Here is a 12,824-nt window from a genome sequence, read left to right on the forward strand (position 1 = left end):
ATTTATCCGGTGCGCACAGCACTCGCAGCAGTTTGCGTATCATCTTGTACAATTTGAGCTTCTTTGCCTTCAGAAAGTCGGTCGATTCCTTCTAATACCACCCGTTCATTTGCATTAATCCCTGATAATACTTGGGTTTTCCCTTGTGAGCTGAGACCAAGTTTTAACATGCGGATTTCGGCTTTATTGTCTTTATTGATGATATAAACATAATCGCCTTTGGCACCGCGTTGAATGGCATCACTCGGAACCTGAACGGCATTTTGAATGGTTTGCGCATTTAAACGTACATTGACAAATTGGTTGGGAAATAACACATCATCGTTATTCTCAAACACCGCCTTGAGCTTCAGTGTCCCCGTCGTCAAATCAATTTGATTATCTAAAGCTTGTACACGCCCCACAGCCAGTTGTTTGCTTTCACTACGATCCCAAGCAGATACCGTTAATGCCTGTAATTTATTTTGTGCACGGACGACATCTAAGTAATTTTCCGCTACTGCAAACTGGACATAAATCGGATGGACTTGGGTAATGCTCAGCAATGCGGTGCTGTCATTGGCTTGTACCAAGTTGCCCACATCTTTTTGTCTAAAGCCTGCACGCCCCGCAACAGGTGCATAAATCTTGGTATAAGAAAGCTGTAACTTGGCTGCATCAACCTGTGCTTGATTGGCCTGAATCTGACCTTTGAGTTGATTGACGGTTGCCTGTTGTTGATCTAACTGCTGCTTGGCAATAGAGTCTTGTTTATACAACAGTTGATAACGCGATAATTCAGTCTGCGCATGATTGAGTTGAGCGATATTTTGCTGCAAATTACCTTGTGCTTGCGCCAAAGCCACTTGAAAAGGTGCTGGATCAATTTGGGCGAGCAGCTGCCCTTTGTTGACCTGCTGACCTTCTTGAAAATACAACTGCTGCAATACGCCAGACACCTGACTTTGGACATTGACCACTTGTGCGGGAACCACAGTACCAATAGCCTTGATTTGTAATTGCATATCACCACGCACCACGGGCGTCACCCGAACAGGTACTGGCTTCGCCCATTGACTATAACTTTGTGGTTTTTGCGCTTTGGACTTTTGCCAATAATTCCAAGCCAGCGCCGCCAAGCCAATGAGCAACAAAATGGCAATCAACCATTTTAGTTTGCCACGACGTGACGACGTTTGAGGTTCAAGGTTTAGGGGTTGCTCGCTCATTACAGCCTCTATGTAAAAATTCTAAATAACTGAAGCCCTAAGGCAAAAATAACCGTGATCTGGGCGATATACCACACCCAACGTGGTCGATAAGACTGTATAAAAATAATAGCGCCGACCATCATGGTCGCTAGACCGCAACTCGCAGTTAAACCAACGGCAAGCCCCCATGCGGCAACGCTTGCAAAGATTGACCCAGCCAAAAGCAGCCATGCTAGACCATAGCTCATACGAGACCATTGAGCAGACAGTGGCTGTTTTAGGGTCAGTTTGGCATTACGTTCCATGGCCAAATTAAATGCCATCATCGCTAGATACATACAACTGAGGGCAGTCAATATATTCATCAGCTCAATACTCATGATTCATCCTCAGAGGTCTTTGAACTAACAACATTTTTTGCTGCAGGCACGCGTTTTTTCGGTTGCGGTTTTTGTAAAATAACAGCACGTTTGCGCCAAACGGCGTATGTCGCCCAAGCCAATAACAAACCGAACAAGAAAAAGCCGATATCAACACTGGCCAGCGCATAATCGCCATGTGCTAAGGTAACGCCTAAATGTCGCGCTGAGGTCAATACGTTCAAAATCGGCAAGAATAAATATGCCACTGCCGCCAGGCACAAAATTTCCAACCAAGCACGCACGATTGGTCGACATAGCGCATAGATAAAGCACAACAATAAGCAGATATACATGCTGTGTACTTCCCACGCAGCACGCTCGGCAAAGTTTGCAGGAATCAGACGATTAGCCCAGAAATATACGGCAATTGCCAAGGGTAAACCAGCAACTAAAGCAATATTGAGGCGTTCGACCAAAGCATGACCAAAAGTCATTTTGCCAGCCTTAATTTGTTTTGGACGACGCTTCACCGTCCAGAGCACCAAGCCCGTTGCAATCATGGCTGTACCCAACAAACCTGTAATGACATACAACACACGCAGCAAGGGTGCAGCAAAGCTTCCTTCATGTAAACCCAAGACTGTACTACCGAATTGCATCGCAGCACGATCTTGATTAGATTGACCTTCTTGAATCTGTTGTCCCGTCGTTAAATTGAACTGTAACGAATCCCGACTACGAGCAACCTTGTCCGTATTGATCTTATAAAACTCAATTTTGGCCGGATCATTCGATTTGCTCGGATAAAGATTGATACTGCTGATTTGCTGTGGCCCCCATTGCTGCTGCACTTGCTGCAAAATCGGCATGATTTCCACAAACTGTTTAGCACTCTGTCCCAAGGGCTGAATTTTCTGCTGGTTTTGCTGAGAACTATAACGATTGCTCTGATACAACTCAGCATAATAACGATCACGCCCTTGATCACCAAAGCCATAGACCATTGGCATGCCCAGTGGCATATAGGCATTCAAGAAGAAGATCAAACCACTATAAGTGATCATGATATAAAAAGGTAAGGCAATGACACTCAACACATTGTGCACATCTAGCCATGAGCGTTGCCCTTTTGCGGGTCTAAATGTAAAGAAATCTTTGAAGATTTTTTTGTGGGTAATCACGCCAGTGATAATCGCCACAAACATAAACATGGTACATATGCCTACAATGCGGATCGCCCAATCATAGGGTAAATAATGCAGTGCATAATGCATCCGATACAAAGTAAAGCCGCCGCCTGTTTCTCGGGCTTTGACTTGGTCGGCTAAAGCCTGTCCAGTCTGTAGATCTAAAGCTTGTTGTTGATAACGCCCATAGCGCTGCCCCTCTTCCGCAGGCATCGACCAGTTCACCGCAAACTCATCCTGACCACGATGCTTGCTCATGATACTGATGCCCCAGCGTTCAGCCTGTTGTGCTTGCGGATCAGTTTGCAAAAACTGATAGGCCTTGCTCAACTGTTGTTCAACACTGGGAATATCATTACTGAGCAAAGCACGTTCTGGCTGCATCCAACGTGTCAGTTCAACTTGCACATAACCTGCAGTACCCGTTAAAAATACAAAAAATAGTACCCAACCGACCACCAAGCCAGTCCAAGTATGCAACCATGCCATACATTGGCGAAATCCTTCCTTCATGCTGCCCCCCACAACTTCAGCAGCCAAACCAAGCAACCCAATCCCCCGATGAGCAAAATACTTAGACCGATACAATGTCGAATTTTCTTGATCGTAAACATGCTCATAATAAAAACCAGCCAAATAATAAAACTCAATAAAGTGGCACTATAGGTTGCAATTGCCAGCTGAGTTGGGAAGAACAATGCGATTGCAGGGATCGATAGATTGGCAATGATAAAACCCGCTATACTTGCCAGTAAAATGCGTGTTAAAACCTGCAATCGATAACCCAATTGATGCGGTGTATCAGCGTTTTTAAGCTTCATTAAAACTATTCACTCGATTAAGCACAGTAACGGCGTACTGCGAACATCCATTGCTATTTACTACTTAGACGGTTGAAAAGATGAAAAAGCTCAAATTAAATGTTGCGATTTGTAACTTCTCTCATTGCATATGATAATGATTATTATTAAAATTCATAGTAAAAAAACCATATTTGCGCATTTATTTTATATTTTGGGGGAACGGTCAATCATGCGGGTGAGGAAAGTTTATGAATATCGATGTTGATAAGCAACTTTGGTTCAGTCAAATTTATCAAACACATCAGAGTAACTTACTGGCGTGGTTTAAACACAAATTACAGCAACACCATCAATCTGAAGACCTAAGCCAAGAGGTTTTTTATCGGGCGCTCAAAAGTGACTATCATTTTCAGTTGATCAAAGAGCCACGTGCATGGCTGATGGGCATTGCAAAACATGTGATTATTGACCATTGGCGCCGTCAGCATATCGAGCGCTTATATCTAGAAGCCTTAGCACAGCTTCCTGAGCAATTCTATCCTTCGGTTGAGCATGAACTGTGTATTCGAGAAACACTCTATCAAGTACATCTGGTGTTAGAAAAAATCCCCCAGCGGGCTGCACGGGTATTTTTATTGTCGCAATTGGATGGGCTCAGTTATAAAGAGATCGCCGCACAATTGACCATTTCAGAGGCAACGGTCAAAAGAGATATGAAACAAGCTTTCTTAGCCTGCATAAGTCTTTATAATGAAGCGTAATTTTATTTTAACGACTGCTTGATGATGCCGAACAACTCAGCCCTTCCTACGCAAATCTTAGAACAAGCTGCAGATTGGATGGTGCTGTTGCACGCTGGAGATTTGAGCGAACAGCAATACCAGCAGTTTCTAAACTGGCAAGCGGCTGACCCACGCCATGCTCAAGCGATTCAGTATATTGAAAAAATGACTGCTGGTCTCGCACAACTTCCCGCACATTTTCAACCTGAGCAACTGCTAGAAGCCAAACATAGTTTTCATCAAATCAAGAAAAATATCGTATTCGGTCTTGCTGGGCTCTGTCTACTCGGTGGCACACTCTACCTCATACCTTGGGATAAATGGCAGGCAGATCAATATAGTGCGGTGGGGGAAATTAAAAGAATAAACTTAGCGGATGGTTCACAACTGATTTTGGCGAGTAACAGTTATATCAATATTCACTTTGACCAACAACAACGGCAAATTGAACTCATCTCTGGTGAAATTTACATCCAAACAGCCAAAGATCCACAACATCGCCCCTTTGTGGTCCGTACAGATCATGGTGATGTCACCGCACTCGGCACCCAATTTACAGTAAGACAAGATGATCGTGCCGTACAAAGTCAAGTCCATGTTTATCAGCATGCTGTGGCGATTCAACCCAAGCAACAACCGCACAGTCAGCGCATTGGCGCCGGACAATACGCACAATATGATGAACATCATGTCTCTACAGTACGTCAACTAAAAAACCAGCAACCTTATTGGACACAGCAATTGTTGGTGGTAGAACATTGGCCTTTAGACAAAGTACTCACCGAGCTCTATCGCTATAAGAAAGGCACGTATCTGCTTGATCCACGCTTGGCAAAAATACCTGTATCGGGGGTATTCTCCCTCAAAGATATTGAACAAAGTCTGGAAGTACTCGCCTATCAGGAAAACCTAAGCTTAAACTTCTATAGCCCCTATTTGTTACGTGTCCAACAAAAATGATGGCTCAAAGCAGCAAAACATTCGTTATAAAATATTTACTTTAAATACCATATAAACAAATACTTAAACCAAAGCACCAATCAAGATCTAAAAAAAATTGAACCAAAATTAAAAATTTTTGAGCTGTTTTTCACTTTGCTTCGACTTAGCATATGAAAGTACATGATATGAGCAAACTCATGAAACAACGTCAAAACACAACAACATTAGCCATTGCGATTCGTGCGGTCTTATCGGGTCTACCGCTTGCAATGCTCTGTATCACAACAAATGCCAGTTATGCGGCAACTGTACAAACTATTTCTATCAGCAACAGCACTTTAGATAAAGCCTTACAACAATTAGCGATTCAGACCGGTAGCACACTGAGTTATGATGCAAACCGTTTGGCTAAATTGCAGAGCCCCCAGCTACAAGGGCAATATTCTGTTGAACAAGCGCTGCAGCTTCTCTTAGAACCGCATCAATTACGTTGGGTACGGCTCAATAATGGCGGTTATAGCATTCAGCCCATACCAAACCATGCCAATCAAATCGTACAACTTGAAACCATCAACCTAACAGCTCAGCAAAAAAATGCAGCGCAATCCAATGCAGTAACGACTGACAGTGATGTTGCGGCACTGCCAACCATTACCTTGTCTGCCCGCTCTGCCCTCACCACCGAAGGTACTGGGCTTTATACCGCACAAGCAACCACAGCATCCAATGGTCTAGCCCTCAGCCTGAAGCAAACACCGCAATTGGTCAGTGTTTTGACACGACAACAAATGGAAGATCAGAACATTAGTTTACTTACCGAAGTCGCCAGTCAAACGGCTGGGCTGTCTTTAAACCAAGTGGGTACTGCAGGTACTGACAGCTCCCATATCTATGCGCGTGGGAAAAAAGTAGATAACTATCTATTAGATGGTGTCAAACTCTTAAACTCTTATAGCAGCATTTTCCAAAGTCAGGACATGGCATTATTTGACCGTGTAGAAGTCGTGCGTGGTGCAAATGGCTTAATGACAGGTGCAGGTTCAGCCAGTGCCAGTATGAACATGGTGCGTAAAAAACCTTTTGAAGATTTAAAAGCATCCGTCACGCTAAGTGCTGGTTCATGGGATAAATACCGCAGTGAAGTTGATGTATCTAGCCCACTCAATGCCGAGGGGACGGTGCGTGGGCGCATGGTACTCGCCTATCAAACAGCTAATTCCTATATCGACCGCGCTGATGAAGAACGTAAAATTGCTTATGCTGTGGTTGAAGCAGACTTGACACCACAAACCAAAGCCAGTTTAGGTGCTAGTTTTCAGCAGATTTATTTACATGGTATCGCCAGTCGTGGGCTACCTTCGTATTATCAAGATGGTGCTTTAATTGACTGGTCACGTTCCCGTTCTGCCGCAGCAGACTGGACCTATTCAGATCGCAGTACCACCGCCTACTTCGCCGATATCGAACATCACTTCAATGAACGCTGGAGCTTAAAAGGTGTGGTATCGCGTACTATTACCGATTCAGATGAAGTGGTTGGTTATGCCTACAACACAGATGGCGTAGAACGTGAAACCGGTAAAGGCGTAATCATGTACGCGACACGTTGGGTGTATAAACCCACACAAGATTTATTTAACCTCACCTTAAATGGCTCTTTTGATCTTTGGAATCAAAGCCATGATATCGTTATGGGCACAACTTATAGTAAAAGTGAAAGTCAGCGCCCAAGTTATAGTGGCTGGAATAATAATTTCACTTGGGACAGCCACATTGATGATATCTTTAGCTGGGATGGTCGCCGTCCAGCTCGTCCAGAAACCATGATCAGTGGTTGGTATGGTACCAATGAACATAATTTATCGGCCTTTAGTACGGTACGCTTTAAAATTATTGACCCATTGGCCGTTATTTTAGGTGCACGTGTTGAAAACTGGGATCGTAAAATCTCAAGTTATGATCAGAAGACCGATCAACTTGACATCAAAAAACTCAAAGAAACCGGTAAAGTGACGCCCTATTTTGGCATCACCTATGATCTCACAGATCATTGGACTGCATATGCCAGCTATACCAATATTTTTGCGCCACAAAACTATAAAAATGAAGCTGGCGACTATTTAGATCCATTGCTGGGTAACAGTACCGAACTGGGGATCAAAGGTGAGTTTTTTGATAATCAACTCAATATTGGTGCAGCAATCTATCAGACTAAAGAAGACAACTTGGCCGTTGCGATCACGGATGTCAAAGCACCAGACGGTTCACAAGCTTATCGTGCAGAATCTGGTAGTAAAAGTCGCGGTTTTGAAGTTGAAGCCACAGGAAAAATCAGTAATGCATGGCAAATTTCCAGCAGTTTTAGTCGTAATCTTAGCGAAGATAATAAAGGTGACTCACTCAATAGCCAGATTCCTAAAAATACTGCCAAGTTATTTAGTACCTACCAATTGCCATACTTTGACGATGCATTAACCATTGGTGCTGGTGTACGCTGGCAAAGTCAAATCTATAATGACAATCAAGGACCATTTAAAACACGTTTTACCCAAGGCAGTTACGCGTTGGTCGACCTCATGGCGCGTTATAAAGTCTCAGACAGTTTAGTCCTTAACCTTAATGTCAATAATCTGTTCAATGAAAAATATTATCTCACAGCTGGCAATAGCTATTATGGCGCTCCGACCAATTTTAATGTTGCATTAAAATATAACTGGTAAAGCCTGAAGCTGTTTTAACTTCTCCACCATAAAATCAGGCGAACTGTCGTTTGATTTTATGGTTTATGATTCTAAATTTAACAATCTGCAAATAACTTACTTTTAAACAGCACAAGGCTTTGTTAAACTTCAATTGAAGCCTTGATATTTTTTAAAATAAAATCAAAAGCTTACAAAATATCTTTTCATTGAAGTATTTTGACTCATTAACAAGCTAAATATTGAATAAATAGAGTGTAATTTGATTTATATTCCAGTTCACCATCGCACTGATGGTTTAGAAGAGTACGTCACATCGAAACCTCTCATGAGTATCGTTCACCATCGCACTGATGGTTTAGAAGAAATCAACGACCATCCCTTCATGACCTACGTGGTTCACCATCGCACTGATGGTTTAGAAGGTATCTTGTTCATTCAATTTTGATGAGCTTGGGTTCACCATCGCACTGATGGTTTAGAAGAAACGTAACATTTTTCTATAATGAGATTATATGTTTACCTTCTAGCAAAATATTGCTTAGGCTATTTATAATCACTGCTGTAAATATTGAATCACAGCATCTAAACGCGCATAAAACCCTTGATGTTTACGCCACAGCAGATGATAAGCAAAGGTCCAATCCAGCAAGGTGCATAGCCAAATCTATGGTCTATATGCAAATCGACAAAGCAACCTGTAAATGGGTCTGTAAATGCAATTATGGATGCTGTGCAATGGTTTTGCTCATAGCCGAATGGCTTCAATGGCGTTATTCAGCCTCTTTACTAAAACTGCAACAATCTATCGTTTTTACAAAAAGTTCTATGCCTTTGAAACACTCAGCACACACAAACTTCTGCTTTGCTGTGCACGCAACATCATTCTAAATTCTAAACTTTAACACTGCATGTAATGACCAGCTGAGAATACCTTTCTGCACAAAGTGCCATCCATGTAAATCATACAATCACAGTAAATTTAACTTTTTGATAGATTTTAAGTATTAAAGCTTATAGGCTAATGAGAATGGTTTTTATTTATAAGCTGGAGTCCACTAATGAGCGCGAACTTTCAAAGTACTTTTATTCAAGTTAAAGAGAAAATTTACCTCAGCCCCAATTATGTTCGAATCATCTTTCATTGCGAAGATGTGCACCAGTTTAGTCAAACTACAATTGGCGATAATAACAAACTCTTTATTCCCGATGCGACACAATCACAGATTGAATTACCTCAATTTGACTTTGAGCAACGCAAATGGAGAGTAGAGCATCCAGAATGCATGCCACATATCCGAACCTATACCCACCGTGCAATAGACTTGCTCGAAAACACCTTAACCATAGAGTTCGCCATGCATGGCACAGATACGCTAACTTGTCGATGGGTTGATCAAGCTCAAGTTGGCGATCAGATTGGCATTACCATGGGAAAACAGCCTAGAGAATTGGTCCCCGCAGCTTTATCACATTATTTAATCATTACTGACCCAACAGGTCTTGCTGTCACACAAGCCATTTTAGAAAGTCTAGATCATCATGCTAAAGCTTATGTGATTGCAGAAACGCCCAGCGATGCAGATCGCATCCCATTGCAAAGTAAAGCTGAGCTCAAAACAATCTGGTTAAATAATGACAATCCATTACAACATAGTTTATTAGCAGATTGCCTAACGCAACATCCAGAGCTTATTCAATTGCCTGCTCCGCGCTTTGCACATATTACAGCCGAATTACAAGCCGTGCGCGCGTGCCGAAATATTTTACGTCAGCACAGTGACTGGAGTAAACAAGACTGCTATGCCTGTGCTTATTGGCAAATTGGTAAAAAAGACAGTGAACGTTTATCTAAACGCGTTGATGATTAATTCCTGCATAGTGAAATAGTCTGCATTATTTTGCATCATGATTACAGCCTCGAACTTGGACGAGTGTGGATGCAGCACTGAATGTCTGGCTTATTGCATACGATGATTTAACTGCCCCTCTATATTGCAGTGCAATTTCACCTACAAGCGCTATTCTTATAATATTAAAGCTAGCGGTGGCTCCGATGTTTTGAACAACTAAAAGTCTTTTTATAAGTGATATTCTGCTTTAGTTAAGCTACCTGTTTTTGTTTAGGTAACTGGTCATAGTAAAACTCATTCGGTGTTAATTTGTCTAGACTCGAATGAGGTCGTTTGTGATTATAAAAATCAATGTACAGCTTTAATTGCCATCTTGCATCAGCAACATTGCTGTACGCCTTGAGATAAACCTCCTCATATTTAACACTTCGCCATAAGCGTTCAACCATGACATTATCTATCCAACGGCCTTTGCCATCCATACTGATTTTAATCTCATGTGTTGTAAGAACACTGATAAATGCATCACTGGTGAATTGACTCCCTTGATCCGTATTAAATATTTCTGGGGCACCATATTTTTGAATAGCTTCATTTAAAGCCTCAATACAAAAATCTGACTCCATGCTAATCGATACTCGATGTGCCAACACTTTACGACTGTGCCAGTCTAAAATCGCGCATAAGTACACAAATCCTTTCGCCATTGGGATATAGGTGATGTCGGTTGCCCAGACCTGATTGCTATGCGTAATTTCAAGCCCCCTAAGTAAATAAGGGTACTTTCGATAAGCCTTATTTGGCTTACTCAAATTAGGCTTGCGATACAGCACACGTATCCCCCATTTTTTTCATCAGTGTCCGAGTATGACGTCGGCCAATATGATGACCTTCTCCTCGCAATAGATCACGCATCATTCGGCTCCCTGCAAAGGGGTACATGAGATGTAACTCATCAATACGACGCATCAGCTTTAAATCTGAATCGCTTGTTGGTTTAGGGCGGTAGTAATAGCTACCACGAGAGACCTTCAGTAACTTGGCTTGCCTAGTCACTGAAAGCTGCTGTGAATCGTCTATTAACTTTTGTGGTTGAAGCGGCCCAGTTTCTTCAACACACTTTCTAAAAAATCAATTTCCAAAGCTTGTTCACCAATTTTAGCATGTAGCTTTTTTAAATCGACTTGCGGCTCTGTGTCCTTTTTAGGGTTTGCAAAGGCTTGTGCTGACGCAGCGATGAGTTGATTCTTCCAGTCTATAATTTGGTTCTGATGAATATCAAAGTCAGCACTTAGCTCAGCAAGTGTTTTTTCACCTTTGATTGCAGCAAGTGCTACCTTTGCTTTAAAGTCATCTGAATGATTTCTTCTTGGTCTACGCGCCATGAAATGCTCCATTTTTAGATGTCTCCCACATCGTTTAGGGAGCAGTTTATCACTTATACGTGTTGTTCAAATTTCCTGGGCCACTTCTGAAAGTAATGACTTCTTGCAAATAAATTTGGCTTGTTTCTAGCATTAAAGGCATCTCTAATATTGATACTTCCCTCAGCTCTTTGCGATGGATAATTTGAAGGCAGTGGATTTCTGGAATATCTCATACTTGCACCACAAGGTGAACAAAAACGAGTTATAGTCATTTCTGGTGTATGAGAAAATCAGGTAGCGTATCCTAAGTACAGTTCTTGCCGGAACAAAGCACAAAGGACACGCTATGAAAAATTCTAAACTATCCGTGGTTGAACAGCCACAACAAATTGAAACAGATCCACTTTCTGCCTTGCTCAGAAGTGGTGCTCGTGCGCTGATTGCTCAAGCTGTCGAGGCTGAGCTAGACGTTCTTTTACACCAACATCAAGACCTACTGCTAGATGATGGGCGTAAAGCTGTGGTCCGTAATGGCTATCTACCTGAACGCACGATCCAAACAGGCATTGGCGATGTGGAAATCAAGGTTCCTAAAGTCCGAGATCGTAGTGGTTCCGGTATTCATTTCAATAGCTTATTACTGCCACCATATTTAAAGCGAACACGGTCTGTAGAGGAGCTACTGCCTTGGCTTTACTTAAAAGGTATCTCCACAGGTGATTACCAAGAAGCATTGTCTGCCTTACTTGGAGAACATGCTCAAGGTCTGTCCTCGAATACGATTAGCCGTTTAAAAGCACGGTGGCAAGACGAACATCGGCAATGGTCACGACGAGACTTAAGCACTGAACACTATGTCTATATTTGGGCAGATGGTATCTACAGTAATATCCGACTAGATCAGGATAAGCTTTGCTTACTGGTGATTATGGGGGTGACAGCTCAAGGTAAAAAAGAACTACTCGCCATAGATGATGGTTATCGAGAGTCCACAGCGAGCTGGGTCACGGTCTTGCAAGAACTAAAGCAGCGAGGTCTAACAAAAGCACCAAAGCTTGCAATAGGTGATGGCGCTTTAGGCTTCTGGAATGCGCTGAGCCAACAGTTTCCCACAACCAAACATCAACGCTGTTGGGTGCATAAGACAGCAAATGTACTCAACGCCCTGCCTAAGTCAATGCAGTCGAAAGTAAAGGCTGACTTGCATAATATTTGGATGGCTGCAACACGGGAGCAGGCAGAAAGCCTTTGATGATACAGTGTCTTTGCACAGTGCTAAATATCCAAAAGCGATGGAAAAGCTCAGGAAAGATCGTGATGTTTTACTGATTTTTTATGATTTTCCGGCAGAGCATTGGCAGCATATACGGACCAGCAATCCAATTGAATCGACCTTTGCGACAGTGAGGTTGAGAACGAACAAATGTCGCAATTGCGGGAGCAGAGAGACAGTATTGGTGATGGTATTTAAGTTGATACAAAGCGCTGAGAAACGTTGGCGCAGAATACGAGGATTTGAGAAGCTACAGCTTGTAATTGATCAAGTCAGATTTATTGATGGTGTGCAAGAACAGTTAGATCGGGACGCTGCCTAATGGAGCCATACACCAGATTTGACTATATCTCAACAAAAACACCT

Annotated in this window: 8 protein-coding genes and 2 pseudogenes; 5 read left to right on the top strand and 5 right to left on the bottom strand. The window is 42.4% G+C overall.

The annotated features are described in order from the left end of the window. Positions 1-2: 2 nt before the first annotated feature. The 4 genes from BFG52_RS08935 to BFG52_RS08950 are packed head-to-tail and all read right to left on the bottom strand — an operon-like array spanning position 3 to position 3,560. Positions 3-1,208, bottom strand: a complete 1,206-nt coding sequence (locus BFG52_RS08935) for an efflux RND transporter periplasmic adaptor subunit (RefSeq protein WP_067554951.1) — start codon at positions 1,206-1,208, stop codon at positions 3-5. An 8-nt stretch (positions 1,209-1,216) separates the two neighbouring features. After that, positions 1,217-1,570, bottom strand: a complete 354-nt coding sequence (locus BFG52_RS08940; protein ID WP_067554954.1) for a DUF3325 domain-containing protein — start codon at positions 1,568-1,570, stop codon at positions 1,217-1,219. Beyond that, a complete protein-coding gene (locus tag BFG52_RS08945; protein WP_067554957.1) occupies positions 1,567-3,252 on the bottom strand; it encodes a PepSY-associated TM helix domain-containing protein in 1,686 nt (561 codons plus the stop codon). The genes BFG52_RS08940 and BFG52_RS08945 overlap by 4 nt, the downstream gene beginning before the upstream one ends. After that, complete coding sequence (locus BFG52_RS08950) at positions 3,249-3,560, bottom strand: hypothetical protein (RefSeq protein WP_067554959.1); 312 nt, start codon at positions 3,558-3,560, stop codon at positions 3,249-3,251. Before BFG52_RS08950 ends, BFG52_RS08945 begins: the two co-directional genes overlap by 4 nt. A 230-nt stretch (positions 3,561-3,790) precedes the next feature. Between BFG52_RS08950 and BFG52_RS08955 the strand changes: the two genes are divergently transcribed. The 4 genes from BFG52_RS08955 to BFG52_RS08970 all read left to right on the top strand — a co-directional run bounded on the left by BFG52_RS08955 (position 3,791) and on the right by BFG52_RS08970 (position 9,836). Further along, positions 3,791-4,303: a sigma-70 family RNA polymerase sigma factor gene (locus tag BFG52_RS08955; protein WP_067554962.1), complete on the top strand. Its 513-nt coding sequence runs from the start codon at positions 3,791-3,793 to the stop codon at positions 4,301-4,303. Between the two features lie 24 nt (positions 4,304-4,327). Then, positions 4,328-5,284 carry a FecR family protein gene (locus BFG52_RS08960; protein ID WP_067554965.1) on the top strand — a complete coding sequence of 319 codons (957 nt, stop codon included), beginning with the start codon at positions 4,328-4,330 and terminating at the stop codon, positions 5,282-5,284. Between the two features lie 179 nt (positions 5,285-5,463). Continuing rightward, positions 5,464-7,986 (top strand): TonB-dependent siderophore receptor, encoded by a 2,523-nt coding sequence (locus BFG52_RS08965; protein WP_067559369.1) that lies wholly within the window; start codon positions 5,464-5,466, stop codon positions 7,984-7,986. Between the two features lie 1,040 nt (positions 7,987-9,026). Beyond that, on the top strand, positions 9,027-9,836 hold the full coding sequence (locus BFG52_RS08970) for a siderophore-interacting protein (protein ID WP_067554968.1): 810 nt from the start codon (positions 9,027-9,029) through the stop codon (positions 9,834-9,836). 233 nt (positions 9,837-10,069) lie between these two features. Here BFG52_RS08970 and BFG52_RS16870 read toward each other — a convergent pair. Then, positions 10,070-11,203, bottom strand: a pseudogene (locus BFG52_RS16870) (IS3 family transposase). A 328-nt stretch (positions 11,204-11,531) separates the two neighbouring features. On the opposite strand from BFG52_RS16870, the pseudogene BFG52_RS08985 reads away from it, so the two are divergent. Beyond that, positions 11,532-12,780: pseudogene (locus BFG52_RS08985) on the top strand (IS256 family transposase). Positions 12,781-12,824 lie beyond the last annotated feature (44 nt).

Source organism: Acinetobacter larvae (assembly GCF_001704115.1).
GTDB lineage: Bacteria > Pseudomonadota > Gammaproteobacteria > Pseudomonadales > Moraxellaceae > Acinetobacter > Acinetobacter larvae.